This window comes from Streptomyces omiyaensis (assembly GCF_014650895.1).
GTDB classification, from domain to species: Bacteria; Actinomycetota; Actinomycetes; order Streptomycetales; family Streptomycetaceae; genus Streptomyces; species Streptomyces omiyaensis.
Genome location: NZ_BMVV01000018.1, coordinates 58,355 through 73,579, shown reverse-complemented (window position 1 = coordinate 73,579; position 15,225 = coordinate 58,355). Strand labels below are relative to the sequence as shown.

Sequence of the window (15,225 nt, the reverse complement as noted above, 5' to 3'; positions counted from 1 at the left end):
TTCTCCTCAGGATGCGGAAGGGGGTGCGGGGGGCCAGGTGATCCACCGGGCGGGGAGCTCGTCGTCGAGCCGGCGGGTCTCGCGCGGGGCGAGGACCCGGGTGCGGAGCAGTTCGCGGGCCACCAGCCGGGCCACCTCGATCGCCCCGGGCGGATTGAAGTGGGTGTTGTCCTGCTCGGTGGCGGTCCAGTTGAAGTACGTCTTCGTCGCCTCGGGGCCGAGCCGCTGCCACAGCGCGAGGGACAGCGCCTCGACGTCGAGGAGGGGCGTGGCCAGGGCCGAGGCGGTCTCCCTGGCGGCGGCCGGGTAGTCGCCGAGCGACCGCTGGGCGGTGCCGGCGGCGTCGAAGCGCCGCCGTTCCACCGAGGTCGCGAGCACCGGCACCGCGCCCCGGGACCGGGCGGTCTCCACGAAGACCCGCAGGTTGTCCCGGTAGGAGCCCCAGGGGTCGGTGTGACGGAGGGGGTCGGTGGTCTTCTGGTCGTTGTGCCCGAACTGGACGAGCAGGACGTCACCGGGGCGCAGGGCGGCCGCGATCGGTTCGAGCCGGCCCTCGTCGAGGAAGCTCTTGGTGGAGCGTCCGTTGACGGCGTGGTTGGCGACCGTGAGTCCGTGGTGGAGGAAGAACGGCAGGGCCATGCCCCAGCCGGTCTCGGGGGCCGCGTCGGCGTACTTCTGCGCGGCGGTGGAGTCCCCCGCGAGGAAGAGGGTGCGGCGGCGGGGCGAGGGGTGCCCGCCGGCGGCGGGCTCCCCGGTGCGGGCGGCGGCCGGCCGGGCGGCCAGGGCGAGCACCAGGCCCGCCCCGGCCACGACCGCCTCGCGGCGGCCGACCGTCACTTCTTCTGCGACTTCCACTCGGCCTGGGCCTCGTTCAGCTGCTCGGCCAGGCTGTCGGCGAAGGCCTTGGCGGTCATCGAACCGAGCAGCACCTTCTGGAAGTCGGCCTCGTTGTCGGCCTTGGAGATGGTGTTCCAGTCGGGCAGGTAGTAGGGCAGCTGGACGATGGTGGCCTTGCCGCTGAAGAGGACCTCGGCGGCGAGCTTGGTGGGCTCGGCCTCCTGGAGCCACGGGTCCTGCGCCGCCTCGGTGTTGGCGGGGATGGCGCCGGCGGACTTGTTCCACTTGGAGTTGGAGGAGTGCGAGGCGGCGAACTCGATGAACTTCCAGGCCGCGGCCTTGTTCTTGCTGGAGGAGAAGAGGCCGAGGCCGTCGACCGGGTTGGAGACCATCACGCGGGTGCCGTCGTCGAGCGTCGGGTTCGGTATGCCGCGGAACTTCTCGGTGCCCAGGGCCTTCACGTGGTCCTGGTACGAGCCGAGGTTGTGGTTGAGCATCCCGATCTCGCCGCTGTCCCACTGGGCGACCATCTTGGTGAAGTCGTTGTTGACGTCGGCGGCCGGGGTGTTCTTCTTGAAGAGGCCGGCGTACCTCTCCAGCGCGGCGACGTTCTTCGGGTCGTTGACGGTGGTCCTGTCGCCCTCCCAGAAGCTCTGGATGCCGCTCTGGCCGTACATGGCGTCGAGGGCCTGGGCGATGGAGCCGGCGCCGCCGCGGATGGTGTAGCCGAAGCGGTTCTTGTCCCTGTCGGTGAGCTTCTCGGCGGCGGCGTAGAACGCCGACCAGGTGGAGGGTTCCTGGAGGCCGGCCGCCCGGAAGAGGTCGGTGCGGTAGTAGAGGACGCCGTTGCTGGCGGAGGTCGGGACGGTGAAGAGCTTGTCCTGGCCGCCGGCCGCCTTGACGGACTCGACCATGCCGGCGTTCAGCTTGCCGTGCAGGGCGCTGCTCTGGATCCGCTCGTCCAGGGGCTCCAGCGCGTTCTGCGCGGCGATCCCGGCGAGCATCGCCGCGCCGACGCCGCCGACGTCCGGGAGGGCGCCGCCCTGGATGGCGGTGTCGTACTTGGACTGCACCTCCTTGGAGGCGATCCCGACGTACTCGACGTCGATGTCCGGGTTGGCCTTCTCGAAGTCGGCGATGATCTCCTTCCACACGTCGGTGCGGACACCGCCGTTGTTGTCCCAGAAGGTGATCTTGCCCTTGCCGGATCCCTCGGTTCCCTCGCCGCCGGCGCCGCCGCCGTCGTCACCGCAGGCGGTGGCGGTCAGCGCGAGGACGCCGGAGAGGGCGAGGGCGAGGGCGGCTCTGCGCCGTCCGGGGAAGATGGTCATCGTCGGCTCTCTTCTCTCGGGGTGGTGCTCGGGTCGTGCGGGGAAGGGGAGTGCGGTGTGGGGGGAGTACGGGGGCCCGCCGGGGTTCAGCGGGCGGTGGCGGTGGCGCGGGTGCGGAAGTCCGTGAACACGCCCGTCCCGGCGTGTCCCTCGCCTCCGGGCGCGGCGGCGAACAGGCCGAGCAGGGCGCCCACCCACCGCCAGGGAGTGGCCGCGAACTCGGGGCCGAGCCGGACGGGTCCCTCGCCGGCGTCGTAGGAGAAGCGGCAGCGGGCGTCGGCGGTGACCTCGATCCGCAGCAGGGCCTCGGCGCCGGCGAGCGGCCGGGGCCGGTCCGCCTCCCGCTCGCGGTCGGCGCTGCCGGGCGCGAAGCGGTGGGCGAGCAGCACCCGCCCGTCGGCGGCCCGTTCCAGGCCGATCCAGGCGTACGCGTCGCCGAGCACGACCAGTCCGGCCCGGGCCCCGGGCGCGCCGGACTCCAGCCGCAGCCGGACCTCGACGGTCCGGGCCCCGGCGGGCAGCCGCTGCGTCAGCACGTGCGGCACCGTCCGCAGGTCGTCGGCCCGCCCGGTGCGGACGCAGGAGAGCCGCAGTCCCGGCCCCGGGCGCGGGTCCGTCCAGCCGGGACCGGGGTTGGCCGTCCACTGCCACTGCGGTCCGTGGACGCCGCCGGGGAAGGAGTCGTCCACGGCGGGCCGGGCGACCGGCGCCTCGGGCAGGGCGGGCTTGCGGTGGACGCGTACGGGGGAGCCGTCGTCGCCCGGCACCGGCCAGCCGTCCGCGTCCCAGCGCATCGGCTGGAGGTGGACGAGCCGGCCGTGGGCGCCGGTCTGCTGGAAGTGCAGGAACCAGTCCTCCCCGGCGCCGGTGCGGACCCAGCCGCCCTGGTGGGGGCCGTTGACGTCGGTGTCGCCCTGGGAGAGGACGATCCGCTCCTCGTACGGGCCGGAGAAGGTGTCGGAGCGGAAGGCCCCCTGCCAGCCGGTGGCGACGCCGCCGGCCGGGGCGAGGATCCAGAACCGTCCGTCGTGCCGGTACAGCTTCGGGCCCTCCAGGGTGAACCAGCCGGGCAGGAGGTCGGCGTCGACGAGGGTCCGGCCCTCGTCGAGTACCCCGGTCCCGTCCGGGCGCATCCGGTGGCCGGTGAGCCGGTTGTTGAAGCCCGCCCGGGACCTGGCCCAGCCGTGCACCAGGTAGGCCTCGCCGGTCTCCGCGTCCCACAGCGGGCAGGCGTCGATCAGTCCCCGGCCCTCCTTCACCAGGTGCGGACGGCTCCACGGGCCCTCGACGGCCGGGGAGTTGACCTGGAAGATCCCGTGGTCGGGGTCGCCCCAGAAGATCCAGAACCGTCCGTCGTGGTGGCGCAGCGACGGCGCCCACACCCCGCGGTCGTGCCGGGGGACGGCGAACGCCTCCTCCGGTTCGAGCCGTTCCAGCGCGTGTCCGACGAGCGTCCAGTTGACGAGGTCGCGGGAGTGCAGCAGCGGCAGCCCGGGGGCGCGGCCGAAGCTGGAGGCGGTGAGGTAGAAGTCCTCGCCGACCCGGACCACGTCCGGGTCGGACCAGTCCGCCGCCAGCACCGGGTTGCGGTACGTGCCGTCGCCCAGGTCTCCCGTGACCTCGGGCACGGCGGGCCCGGTCACGGGGCGACCGCCCTGTGGACCAGGGCCGCGGCGCCCTCCCGGTCGAGCCGTCCGTCGGCGACGACCGTCACCACGCGGCGCACCAGGGTCTCGCCGGCCGGGAGCGCGAGCCGCTCCCCGTGCGCGAGGGAGGAGCCGACCCCGGGGTACTCGGCGGCCCGCACGAACCACGGGTCGCGCCGGGTGGCCGGGGTCGCCCCGGCGAAGACCAGCGTCCAGCCGTCGCCGGCCATCGCCACCCAGTCGGCCCGGACCCCGTGCACGGCCGCCTCGCCGTCCGTCCCGGAACCGTCCGTGCCGGAACCGTCCGCGCCGGAACCCGTCCCGGAACCGTCCGTGCCGGGGCCGAACACCCTCGGTGCGGACGCTTCCTTGGGGGCGCGCCAGAAGAAGCCGCCGTAGGCGGCGCCGGGGCGCCCGTTGGTGGCCGGGCTGCCGATCGACAGGTCGCGGCCGGAGACGTTGACCGCGGAGAAGGTCAGGTCGAGCGCCCACGCCGTGTCGGTGAGGGCGACCGCGGCGACCGTGCGGTGCTCGGCGAGCAGCCGCTCCCCGCCCGCGGTCCAGCTCAGCTCCTCCACGAAGCCGTCCGGGTCGCACAGCTTGAAGCCGTCGTGCCGCTGGACGCCGTGGTTGTCGAGCGCGACCGGCCCCCGGTCGCGGACGAAGGTGCGCCCGCCCCAGAAGTTGTGCCCCGCGACGTCCGGGACGGCGACGGAGACGCCCAGGTGGTGGACGTGGTCCGCGGGCAGGACCTCGGTCACGGCCCGCCCGGCGAGCGTCGTCACCGGGTGCAGGTAGGGGCGCGGGGAGTGGTCGGCGGCCAGCGCCGGCCGGGTCACGCAGTGGGCGACCGCGCGGCCCGCGACCCGCAGGGCGGCGGTGGTGGCGCCGGGGGCGCTCACCGGAGCTCCGCCGGCAGCGGTGCCGCCCACGGGGCGCCGAGCTCGGAGTAGAGCCGGAGCTGTTCGGCGCTCGCGTCGACCAGCGCCTCCACGCCCGTCACGACCCGCCGTTCGGAGCTCTCGCCGGGTGCGGCGCGCCAGTGGGCGGCGGGCAGCGGCCGGGGGTCGGGCGAGGTGCGGACCGCCTCGACGACCCGCATGAAGGCGCCGGTCGCCTCCGGCGGCACCAGCAGCGGGGTGCCGTCCGTGACGTGCGCGACCAGGTTCTCCAGGAGGTCGGTCCGTCCGTACACGGTCTCCTCCGGGCCGTGCCCGGCGCGCTGGAGCAGGACCCGGTCCTCGCGGTACCAGAAGGTGATCCGCCCCCGGCTGCCGTGCACGACCGCGTACGGCTCCGCGGTCCGCTCGGCGCAGAGCGTCGCCGCGACGGTGACCGGGAGGCCGGCGGCGGTGGTGACGCGCACGGCGGAGGTGTCGTCGGACTCGATGGCGTGGGCGTGGAAGAGCTCGGTCTCCACGCCGGTCACGTCCTCGGCGCGGGTGGTCCCGGCGAGGGCGAGGGCGGTGGCGACGGCGTGGGCGAGCGGGTTGGTCAGCGCCCCGTCGACCACGTCGAGGCCGTCGAGGCGGCGCCGCCCGGCCCAGGGGGCGCGCCGGAAGTAGGCCGCGTCGCGGACCCAGGCGCCGGCCGCGCCGACCCCCAGGACCTCGCCGACGGCTCCCTCGGCGATCAGGGCGCGGACGGCGGGCAGGGCGTGCGAGCCGAGCGACTGGAAGCCGATCTGGCAGGCGGCGCCGGCCGCCGCGACCCCGTCGGCCATCCGGCGGAACTCGGCGTAGGACGGGGCGGGCGGCTTCTCCAGGAGGACGTCGGCCCCGTGCCGGGCGGCGGTCAGCGCCAGGTCGGCGTGGGTCTGGATGGGGGTGCTGAGGACCGCCAGCCTCGCGCCGGTGGCGGCGAGCAGCGCCTCCAGGTCGTCGGACTGGGCGGGGTCGCCGAGGCCGTCGAGCTCGGCCGCGTCGAGCGGGCGCAGCTCGCAGACGCCGGCGAGGCGGACCAGACCGAGCCGCTCCAGGCGGTGGATGTTGAGGAGGTGGCTGCGGCCGTGGCCGCGGGCGCCCGCGAGGACGACGGGCAGGGGGTCACGTGCGGACATGGGGCTCATCCCTTCACCGCCCCGGCGCTGAAGCCGGTGACGAGCCACTTCTGGATGAAGGCGAAGACGACCACCACGGGGACGGCGGCGATGACACCGCCCGCGGCGAGGGCGCCGAGGTCGACGCTGTCGGCGCCCATGAGGGTGTTGAGGCCGACCGGGATGGTCTGCTTGCTCTGGCTGCTGAGGAACATCAGGGCGAAGAGGAAGTGGTTCCAGGCGTGCACGAAGGCGAAGGAGCCGACGGCGACGAGGCCGGGCCGCAGCAGCGGCAGCACGACGATCAGGAAGGCGCGGAAGCGGTTGCAGCCGTCGACCCAGGCGGCCTCCTCCAGCGAGGGCGGCACGTTCCTGATGAAGCCGCTGATGAGGATCATCGACAGCGGCAGCTGGAAGACGGTCTCGGCGATGATGACGCTGCCGATCGAGTTGATCATCCGCAGCTCGGCGAAGATCTGGAAGAGCGGCACGAGGAGCAGGGCGCCCGGCACGAACTGCGAGCAGAGCAGGGCCAGCATGAAGCCCTTCTTGAACCGGAAGTCGAAGCGGGCGAGGGCGTATCCGCCGGCCAGCGCCACCAAGGTGGTGCTGATGAGCACCGCGACGCCGATGAGCAGGCTGTTCTGGAAGAAGATCCCGAAGCTGCGCTCGGTCCACACCTTCTCGAAGTGCGCGCTCGTCATCGGCCAGGGCAGCAGCGAGGTCGATCCGGCCGGGCGGACGGCGAAGAGGAGGATCCAGTAGAAGGGGACGAGGGTGAAGACGAGGTAGATGCCGAGCGGCAGGTAGATCTGCCAGCGGGGGACCTCGTCCCAGGCCCGGTGCCGCTTGCGGGCGGGGGCGGGAGGCGCGCCCTCCGGCGGTACGGCCGGGGAGACGGGCGCGTCGTCGGACGCGGTGCGGGTGCGGGTGGCAGCGGCGGTCACTTGCTGTCGCCTCCGAACTTGCTCAGGCGCAGATAGACGATCGAGCAGAAGAGAAGGATCACGAACGCCACCGTGGTGAGGGCGGAGGCGTAGCCGAAGTCGTGGGCGTCGACGCTGGTCTCGGCGATGTACAGCGGGAGGGTCGTGGTGACGCCCGCGGGTCCGCCGCCGGTCAGCGTGTAGAGCAGGTCGACGTTGTTGAACTCCCACACCGCGCGCAGCAGCGTGGAGAGGACGATCGCGTCCCGGATGTGCGGGAGCGTGATGTGGAAGAACTGGCGCAGCCGGCCGGCGCCGTCGACCTCCGCCGCCTCGTACAGGTCGCGCGGGATGGACTGGAGGTCGGCGAGGATGAGGATGGCGAAGAAGGGCACGCCGCGCCAGAGGTCCGCGACGATCGCCGCCCAGAAGACGGTGCCGGTGTCGGAGAGCAGCGAGGTGCCGTACTCGCCGATGCCGAGGTCCGCCAGGTAACGGGTGATGCCGGTCTGGGAGTTGTAGAGCAGCACCCAGATCGCCGAGGTGAGCACGCCCGAGACGGCCCAGGGCGAGAAGACCAGGGCCCGGCCGAGCGCCCGGCCGGCGAAGGTCTGGTTGACGATGAGGGCGAGCACGAGCCCGAAGAGGAGCTGGAGCGTCACCTCCACCACGACCCACTTGAGGCTGAAGGTGAGCGTGCCCCAGAAGTGCGGGTCGGCCGTGAAGATCTCGGTGAAGTTGTCGAGCCCGGCGAAGCCGTTCCGCCAGGGCTTGGTCGGGTTGTAGTGCTGGAGGCTGTAGTAGAAGACGCTCAGCACGGGGTAGGCGATGAAGCCCAGCATCAGCAGGCCGGCGGGGGCGATGAGCAGGTACGGCAGCCGGCGGGGCGTCGCTCCCGTGCGGCGGCGCCCTCGTGGCGTGGTGTCTCGGGGCGGTTCGGTCACAGCTGTGGCCATGACGGCGGCTCCGTTCTCGGGCGGGCGGTGCGAGGGGTTCGGCGGGCGCTTCCGGTGGGAGGCGAAGCGCTTCGCGAACGGCGTTCGGTATCTCGAACAGGAGGGGCGGTGACGAGCGCGGCGGGGAGTCAGCCCGCGTAGGGTTCGGGGGTCGTGCCCGGCCGGGCCAGGAACTCGAAGTCGCAGCCGGTGTCGGCCTGGGAGATCTGCTCCATGTAGAGCGCGCCGTAGCCGCGTTCGTACCGGGCCGGCGGCGGGGTCCACGCCGCCCGGCGGCGTTCCAGCTCCTCGTCCGCGACGTGCAGGTGGAGGGAGCGGGCCGCGACGTCGAGGGTGATCGTGTCGCCCGTGCGGACCAGGGCCAGGGGCCCGCCGACGTGCGATTCCGGCGCCACGTGCAGCACGCAGGCCCCGTAGCTCGTCCCGCTCATCCGGGCGTCCGAGATGCGCACCATGTCGCGCACCCCCTGTTCCAGCAGGTACGCGGGGATCGGCAGCATCCCGTACTCCGGCATGCCGGGACCGCCCTTGGGCCCCGCGCCCCGCAGCACCAGCACGTGGTCGGCGGTGATGCCGAGCGCCGGGTCGTCGATGGTCCGCTGCATCGTCCGGTAGTCGTCGAAGACGACCGCGGGACCGGTGTGCTTCATGAAGCGCTGCTCCATGGCGACGTGCTTGACGACCGCCCCGTCGGGGCACAGGTTGCCCCGCAGCACCGCGAGTCCGCCCTCGGCGGCCAGCGGCCTCTCCCGCTCCCGGATCACCTCGGCGTCGTGCACGAGCGCCCCGTCGAGCTGTTCGCGCAGGCTGGCGTGGGAGACCGTGGGCCGGTCCAGGTGGAGCACGTCCGCGATCCGGGAGAGGAAGCCCGGCATCCCGCCGGCGAAGTGGAAGTCCTCCATGAGGTACTTCCCGCCCGGCCGCAGGTTCGCGAGGACCGGCACGGTCCGCGCGATCCGGTCGAAGTCGTCGAGCGTCAGCCTCACGCCCGACCGGCCGGCCATCGCGATCAGGTGGATCACCGCGTTGGTCGAGCCGCCCAGCGCGAGGACGGCGGCGACCGCGTCCTCGTACGCCTCCCGGGTCAGCAGCGCGGAGAGCCTGAGGTCGCGCCGGACCAGCTCCACGATCCGCATCCCCGAGGCGGCGGCCATCCGGTCGTGCCCCGAGTCCACCGCCGGCACGGAGGAGGCGCCCGGCACGGTCACGCCCAGGGTCTCCGCCGCCGCCGTCAGCGTCGACGCCGTCCCCATCGTCATGCAGTGGCCGGGGGAGCGGGCCAGCCCGCTCTCCAGCTCGGCCATCTCGCAGTCGCCGATGGTGCCGGCCCGCCGCTCGTCCCAGTACTTCCACATGTCGGTGCCGGAGCCGAGGGTCTCCCCGCGCCAGTGTCCCGGCAGCATCGGCCCGGCCGGCACGAAGACCGTCGGCAGGTCGACCGAGGCGGCGCCCATCAGCAGCGCCGGCGTCGTCTTGTCGCAGCCGCCCATCAGCACGGCCCCGTCCACCGGGTACGAGCGCAGCAGCTCCTCCGTCTCCATGGCGAGGAGGTTGCGGTAGAGCATCGGCGTCGGCTTCTGGAAGGTCTCCGACAGGGTGGAGACCGGGAATTCGAGGGGGAAGCCGCCGGCCTGCCACACCCCGCGCTTCACGGCCTGTGCCCGGTCGCGCAGGTGCACGTGGCAGGGGTTGATGTCCGACCAGGTGTTGAGGACCGCGATGACCGGCTTGCCGAGGTGCTCCTCCGGCAGGTAGCCGAGCTGCCGGGTCCGGGCCCGGTGGCTGAACGACCGCAGCCCGTCGGTGCCGTACCACTGGTGGCTGCGCAGCTCGTGCGGCTGCCGCTCCCGGGTGCCGTGCGGCTCCCCGGGGCGCGCCTCGCGGCCGCCGGCCTCCCGCTCCCCGGGGCGCCGCTCCCGTCCGTCCGTCATATCGGCCACCCGCCCGCGATCGCCGCGACCTCGGCCCGCTCGTCCTCCGGGAGCTCCCGGCTCGGCGGCCGGATGGCGCGCCGGCACAGTCCGAGCGAGGCCAGTGCCTCCTTCACCACCGTCACGTTGTCCGCGCTGCCGTTGGCCGCGCGCAGCTCCTCGAAGCGGCGGATCCGCTCCCAGACCTTCATCGCGGTCCCGTAGTCGCCCGTCCGCAGCGCCTCCAGCATCTCCAGGGAGAGCGCGGGGGAGACGTTGACCAGGCCCGAGGTGAAGCCGGTGGCGCCGGCCGAGAAGTAGGAGGGGGCGTACGGCTCGGCGAGCCCGGCCACCCACACGAAACGGTCCAGGCCCGCGTCCCGGGCGAAGCCGGCGAACCGGGCCGCGTCCGGCACCGCGTACTTGACGCCGACGACGTTCGGGCAGGCGGCTCCCAGCTCGGCCAGGCGCGCCCCGCTCAGCAGCGGGTTGCGGATGTAGGGGACGACGCCCAGCTCCGGCACCGCCTCGGCGATGGCCCGGTGGTAGTCGACCCAGCCGCTCTCGGAGACGTACGGGTGCACCGGCTGGTGGACCATCACCATGTGCGCCCCGGTGTCCCGGGCGTGCCGGGCCGCCTCGACCGCGGTCGGCACGTCGTGCCCGACGCCGACCAGGACCGTCGCGCGGCCGGCCGCCTCGTCGACCGTCGCCTCGGTGATCGCGCGGCGCTCGTCGGGGGTGAGGGCGTAGAACTCGCCGGTGTTGCCGTTGGGGGTGAGGGTGCGCACCCCGCCGTCGAGCAGCCGGCGCAGCAGGGCCCGGTGGGCGTCGGAGTCCACCCGGCCGTCCTCGGCGAACGGCGTGACCGGGATGGCCACGACGTCGGCGAGGGCGGCCCGAAGGGTCTGATGAGTCATTGTCACTCGCTGTCCAGAAGGGAGGAGCCCGCGGAGGGCTCCAGGGGGTTCACGGGGAAGGCGCGCTCCACGAACGAGGCGATGTGGGCGTGCACCGCCCGGCGCGCCCCGTCGGCGTCGCCCGCGGCGGCGAGCCGCAGGATCTCCCCGTGCTCGGCCGCCTCGCGTTCCCAGGAGGGGACGGCGGCCCAGGCGACGGTGGAGACGAGCGCGGCCTGGTCGCGCACCTCGTCGAGCATCCGCCCGAGCAGCGGGTTGCCGCAGGGGAGGTAGAGCGCGCGGTGGAACGCCCGGTTGGCCAGGGAGCGTTCGGCCGGGTCCTCGGCGCCCGCCGCGCGGGCCAGCGCCTCGTGGGCGGCGTCGAGCGGGGCGCCCGAGGCGACCGCCCGGCGGACGGCCTCCGGCTCCAGGAGGAGCCGGACGTCGTACACGGCCCTGGCCATGTCCGCGTCCACCATCCGCACGGTGACGCCCTTGTACTGGCTCATGACCACGAGTCCGCTGCCCGCGAGGGTCTTGAGCGCCTCGCGCACCGGGGTCTTGGACACCCCGAAGCGCGAGGCGAGTTCGGTCTCCACGAGCGCCTGCCCGGGTCTGAGCCCCCCGGTGAGGATGTCGTGCTTGATCGCCTCCAGGACGTACTGGGTCCGGGAGGGGATGGGGCTGGGGGCGAAGGTCATGAGCACTCTCAGATCTCGCGTATGGCGTCTGGTGTATCGCGTCTCATATATGACGTACGAAGTGCAACGGGCATGAAGCTAAAGGGACGCCGGTGTTTCGTCAATGCTTCGCGCACGCTTGGGGGAAAGCGTTTTCTATCGTGCCCTCGCGAAGGGGTCCGACGGGTGCGCGCAGGGGGATCCGGCGCGGGCCCGGAGGGGGATCCGGCGGGCGTGCGGACGGGGATCCGGCGGGCGTGCGGAGGGGGTCCGGCGGGGGCGCGGGCGGAAGTGCGGGGGCGGGGGCGGCGGGCGTGCGGGCGAGAGTCCGGCGGGACTGTTCCCCGGTTTTGTTTTCTGAGATAACTATTGGGGGCGCAGCCCCTCCCACCCCACCCCAAGGACCCGCATGAAGTTCACCGACGGCTTCTGGCTGATGCGCGAGGGCGTGCAGGCCTCGTACGCCACCGAAGTCCGCGACCTCCGCGCGACCCCCGGCCGCCTCACCGCGCACGCCTCCGTCAAGCGGGTCCGCACCCGCGGCGACACCCTCAACTCGGCGCTGCTCACCGTCGAGTGCCACGCGCCCGCCGAGGGCGTGATCGCCGTCCGGATCACCCACCACGCCGGCCGGGTCCGCCGGGGTCCCGACTTCGTCCTCGCCGACCCCGACCCCGGGGCCGGCACCGTCCGCGACGACGGCGCGACCGCCGAGCTCGACGCCGGGGCGCTCCGTCTGCGCCTCGACCGCGACCGCCCCTGGACCCTGGACTTCCTCGACGCCGACGGCCGCCCGCTGACCTCCTCGGGCCGCAAGGGCACCGCCTTCGTCACCACCCCCGACGGCGCCCACCACATGGCCGTCCAGCTCGCCCTCGGCGTCGGCGAGCAGGTCTACGGCCTCGGCGAGCGCTTCACCCCCTTCGTGAAGAACGGCCAGAGCGTCGACGTCTGGCAGGCCGACGGCGGCACCAGCAGCGAACAGGCCTACAAGAACATCCCCTTCTACCTCTCCTCGCGCGGCTACGGCGTCTTCGTGAACCACCCCGGCCGCGTCTCCTTCGAGGTCGGCTCCGAGGCCGTCGGGCAGGTCCAGTTCAGCGTCGAGGACCAGACCCTGGAGTACCACGTCGTCGCGGGCCCCACCCCCAAGGACGTGCTGCGCCGCTACACCGCCCTCACCGGCCGCCCCGCCCTCCCCCCGCCGTGGTCCTTCGGCCTCTGGCTCACCACCTCCTTCACCACCCCGTACGACGAGGCCACCGTCACCTCCTTCGTCGACGGCATGGCCGACCGCGGCATCCCGCTCTCCGTCTTCCACTTCGACTGCTTCTGGATGCGCGAGTACCAGTGGTCCGACTTCCGCTGGGACCCGGAGACCTTCCCCGATCCCGAGGGCATGCTCGCCCGCCTCAAGGCCCGCGGCCTGCGCGTCGGCCTCTGGATCAACCCCTACATCGCCCAGAAGTCCGCGCTCTTCGACGAGGCCGCCGCCGCCGGCCACCTGGTGAGGCGCCCGAACGGCGACGTCTGGCAGTGGGACCTCTGGCAGCCCGGCATGGCCCTCGTCGACTTCACCGGCGCGGACGCCCGCGCCTGGTTCCAGGAGAAGCTGCGCCCGCTGCTCGCCCAGGGCGTCGACTGCTTCAAGACCGACTTCGGCGAGCGGATCCCCACCGACGTCGTCTGGCACGACGGCTCCGACCCCGAGCGGATGCACAACTACTACACCCACCTCTACAACCGCACCGTCTTCGAGCTCCTGGAGGAGGAGCGCGGCCCCGGCGAGGCCGTCCTCTTCGCCCGCTCCGCCACCGCCGGCGGCCAGCAGTACCCCGTCCACTGGGGCGGCGACTGCTGGGCCTCCTTCGAGGCCATGGCCGAGTCCCTGCGCGGCGGACTCTCCCTCTCCCTCAGCGGCTTCGGCTTCTGGAGCCACGACATCGGCGGCTTCGAAGGCACCCCCGCGCCCGAGGTCTTCACCCGCTGGCTCGCCTTCGGCCTGCTCTCCTCCCACAGCCGCCTGCACGGCAGCGACTCCTACCGGGTGCCCTGGGAGTTCGGCGACGAGGCGGTCGCGGTGGCCCGCCGCTTCACCCGCCTCAAGCACCGCCTCATGCCCTACCTGTACGCGGCCGCCGTCGAGGCCCACACGACCGGCGTCCCCGTCATGCGCCCCATGCTCCTCGAATTCCCCGCCGATCCCGCCTGCCGCACCCTCGACCGCCAGTACATGCTCGGCCCCGACCTCCTCGTCGCCCCCGTCATGGACCCGTCCGGCGAGGTCGAGGTGTACGTCCCCGAGGGCACCTGGACCCACCTCCTCACCGGCGAGTCCGTCACCGGACCCGGCTGGCGCCGCGAGACCCACGCCCTCGACAGCCTCCCCCTGTACGTCCGCCCCGGCGCCGTCCTCCCACTGGCCGCGCCCTCCGACCGTCCCGACGGCACCTGGCCGGACGGCCTCACCCTCCTCGTCGCCCCCGGCGCGCCCCCCGGCGCGACCACCACCGTCACGGTGCCGGACCACCGGGGAGCCCCGGCGGCCGTGTACGGCGTCACCCACGGGGAGGCGGGCCCCACGGCCACGGCCACGGCCACGGGGACGGAGCTGCCCTTCTCGGCGAGGACGCTGGGCCCGGGCGGAGCGGAGGCGGACGAGCGGGGGTGAACCCGCCCGCGGACCCGGAGGGTTCCGGGTCCGCGGGCCGGTCCGGTCGACCGGACCGGCGTCCGCGGCCCTCGGGCGGACCGGACGGGGTCTACCCCCGGCCGGCCCGCTCCGGTGCCCCGGGCCAGGGGGCGAACTGCTCGGCGACCAGCGCCGCCGCGCCCGCCGCGCCCCGCGACCCGTCGACCTCCATCACGGGGACGCCCAGCCGCCGGGCGCCGCGCACGGCGTCCTCGGCGACCAGGCGGTCGCGCGCGATCCGGTGCGCCTGGGCGCGGGCCGGGTCACGGACGGCCACGTCCAGGGCGCCCGCGCGGGGGAGGGTCCGGAGCTGGTGCCGCCGGAACTCCTCGGTGGGCACGAGGACCACCATCCGCCGGACCGAGTCCACCAGCGGGGCGACCAGTTCGGGCCGCAGCCCCCACCCCTCGGCGACGGCCGCCCGCCCGGTCGACAGGGCCCGCAGGTCGTCCAGGACCCAGGCGAACCGCTCCGGGAACCCCGCCAGGGTCTCGGCCGCCTTCTCCTCCGGGCCCCGCTCGGTCCACATCCGCTCGGGCCCCGGATCCGCCACCGGTTCGCCCCGTGCCACCCGCCGCGCGATCCGGCGGTCCCGATGGCCCCGTGCGTCGTGGAAATCGTAGTGATACCCCGTCAGTCCGTACTCAAGGAAAAGGAGTTCGGAGACGTCGTCTTCCCCGCCCACTGCGCCCCGCCGCTCCACGGCATCCGGCGCAGGCTGCCGTGCGGATCCCAGGCCTCGGCCACAAGAGTCCTCCCCGTGAACGGGCGGCACGCACGGCCGCCACGGACCCGATTGTCCCGGTATGGAGAGAAAAAATTGCAGTCTTGTCTTCGAGGCGCACCCGGTGGAGAGTGGAAGAAGGGGGAGGGGGCGGCGCGGTGTCGTACCCGCGACGGCCCGGACCGGGCGCCGGCGGGCCGCCTGCGCGACCGCCGACACGATCGTCGCCATGCGCGACGTGTACGAGGAGGAGCGGGGCGCGCTCGCGCGCAGGGCCGCCGCGTGCGGGGCCGCGGTGTTCCCGCCCGGCTTCCGGGGCCGGGACGTCGCGGGCCGGGACGCGGTGATGCGCGTCGCGGACGCCTGCGCGCACGTCGCCCGCGTCCTCCATGGGACCCCCGGCGGCCGGAGCCGTGCGCGGCTCGGGGGCCTGGTCGAGGTGTTCGCCAGGGCCGTCTCCGAGCGGGAGGGCGCGTACGCGGCCGCCTGCCGCGCGCACCTGGGCGACACGGTCCGCCCGGCCGTCGAGGCCGGGGACCTGCGCCTCTCGCGGCCCGCATGAGCGGTTCCGGCGGGGTGGCGCCGG

The 15,225-nt window shown here is 73.9% G+C and carries 13 protein-coding genes; 2 read left to right on the top strand and 11 right to left on the bottom strand.

The features are described 5' to 3' along the window. Positions 1–6: 6 nt before the first annotated feature. From IE287_RS26245 to IE287_RS26200, 10 genes are all read right to left on the bottom strand, one after another. Complete coding sequence (locus IE287_RS26245) at positions 7–837, bottom strand: rhamnogalacturonan acetylesterase (protein ID WP_189851727.1); 831 nt, start codon at positions 835–837, stop codon at positions 7–9. Then, entirely contained in the window at positions 834–2,168 is a 1,335-nt protein-coding gene (locus tag IE287_RS26240; RefSeq protein ID WP_189851666.1) for an ABC transporter substrate-binding protein, read from the bottom strand. Before IE287_RS26240 ends, IE287_RS26245 begins: the two co-directional genes overlap by 4 nt. Positions 2,169–2,254: 86 nt before the next feature. Continuing rightward, on the bottom strand, positions 2,255–3,811 hold the full coding sequence (locus IE287_RS26235; RefSeq protein ID WP_229883753.1) for a glycoside hydrolase family 43 protein: 1,557 nt from the start codon (positions 3,809–3,811) through the stop codon (positions 2,255–2,257). Then, the gene (locus IE287_RS26230) at positions 3,808–4,716 is read right to left on the bottom strand and encodes a DUF6807 domain-containing protein (RefSeq protein WP_268254996.1); all 909 of its coding nucleotides are present in this window, start codon (positions 4,714–4,716) and stop codon (positions 3,808–3,810) included. Before IE287_RS26230 ends, IE287_RS26235 begins: the two co-directional genes overlap by 4 nt. Then, positions 4,713–5,873 carry a Gfo/Idh/MocA family protein gene (locus tag IE287_RS26225; protein ID WP_229883752.1) on the bottom strand — a complete coding sequence of 387 codons (1,161 nt, stop codon included), beginning with the start codon at positions 5,871–5,873 and terminating at the stop codon, positions 4,713–4,715. The genes IE287_RS26230 and IE287_RS26225 overlap by 4 nt, the downstream gene beginning before the upstream one ends. 5 nt (positions 5,874–5,878) lie before the next feature. After that, positions 5,879–6,799, bottom strand: coding sequence for a carbohydrate ABC transporter permease (locus IE287_RS26220; RefSeq protein WP_189851664.1), 921 nt, complete (start codon positions 6,797–6,799; stop codon positions 5,879–5,881). Continuing rightward, positions 6,796–7,734 carry a carbohydrate ABC transporter permease gene (locus IE287_RS26215; RefSeq protein ID WP_189851663.1) on the bottom strand — a complete coding sequence of 313 codons (939 nt, stop codon included), beginning with the start codon at positions 7,732–7,734 and terminating at the stop codon, positions 6,796–6,798. Before IE287_RS26215 ends, IE287_RS26220 begins: the two co-directional genes overlap by 4 nt. 128 nt (positions 7,735–7,862) lie before the next feature. Then, positions 7,863–9,665 (bottom strand): L-arabinonate dehydratase, encoded by a 1,803-nt coding sequence (gene araD / locus IE287_RS26210; protein ID WP_189851662.1) that lies wholly within the window; start codon positions 9,663–9,665, stop codon positions 7,863–7,865. Further along, positions 9,662–10,564, bottom strand: a complete 903-nt coding sequence (locus IE287_RS26205) for a dihydrodipicolinate synthase family protein (RefSeq protein ID WP_189851661.1) — start codon at positions 10,562–10,564, stop codon at positions 9,662–9,664. The genes araD and IE287_RS26205 overlap by 4 nt, the downstream gene beginning before the upstream one ends. A 2-nt stretch (positions 10,565–10,566) precedes the next feature. Beyond that, complete coding sequence (locus tag IE287_RS26200; RefSeq protein ID WP_189851660.1) at positions 10,567–11,244, bottom strand: GntR family transcriptional regulator; 678 nt, start codon at positions 11,242–11,244, stop codon at positions 10,567–10,569. A 388-nt stretch (positions 11,245–11,632) separates the two neighbouring features. On the opposite strand from IE287_RS26200, the gene yicI reads away from it, so the two are divergent. Continuing rightward, a complete protein-coding gene (gene yicI / locus IE287_RS26195) occupies positions 11,633–13,894 on the top strand; it encodes an alpha-xylosidase (protein ID WP_189851659.1) in 2,262 nt (753 codons plus the stop codon). A 91-nt stretch (positions 13,895–13,985) separates the two neighbouring features. On the opposite strand, the gene IE287_RS26190 is transcribed toward yicI, so the two are convergent. Further along, positions 13,986–14,468 carry a hypothetical protein gene (locus IE287_RS26190; protein WP_229883751.1) on the bottom strand — a complete coding sequence of 161 codons (483 nt, stop codon included), beginning with the start codon at positions 14,466–14,468 and terminating at the stop codon, positions 13,986–13,988. A 400-nt stretch (positions 14,469–14,868) separates the two neighbouring features. Here IE287_RS26190 and IE287_RS26185 point away from each other — a divergent pair, with 400 nt between their 5' ends. Next, positions 14,869–15,201 (top strand): hypothetical protein, encoded by a 333-nt coding sequence (locus tag IE287_RS26185; protein WP_189851658.1) that lies wholly within the window; start codon positions 14,869–14,871, stop codon positions 15,199–15,201. Positions 15,202–15,225 lie beyond the last annotated feature (24 nt).

Coding starts and splice junctions, on each gene's coding strand:
- IE287_RS26240 (WP_189851666.1), bottom strand. CDS start 2,168: ATGACCATCTTCCCCGGACGGCGCAGAGCCGCCCTCGCCCTCGCCCTC.
- IE287_RS26225 (WP_229883752.1), bottom strand. CDS start 5,873: ATGTCCGCACGTGACCCCCTGCCCGTCGTCCTCGCGGGCGCCCGCGGC.
- IE287_RS26215 (WP_189851663.1), bottom strand. CDS start 7,734: ATGGCCACAGCTGTGACCGAACCGCCCCGAGACACCACGCCACGAGGG.
- araD (WP_189851662.1), bottom strand. CDS start 9,665: ATGACGGACGGACGGGAGCGGCGCCCCGGGGAGCGGGAGGCCGGCGGC.
- IE287_RS26205 (WP_189851661.1), bottom strand. CDS start 10,564: ATGACTCATCAGACCCTTCGGGCCGCCCTCGCCGACGTCGTGGCCATC.
- IE287_RS26200 (WP_189851660.1), bottom strand. CDS start 11,244: ATGACCTTCGCCCCCAGCCCCATCCCCTCCCGGACCCAGTACGTCCTG.
- yicI (WP_189851659.1), top strand. CDS start 11,633: ATGAAGTTCACCGACGGCTTCTGGCTGATGCGCGAGGGCGTGCAGGCC.
- IE287_RS26185 (WP_189851658.1), top strand. CDS start 14,869: ATGCGCGACGTGTACGAGGAGGAGCGGGGCGCGCTCGCGCGCAGGGCC.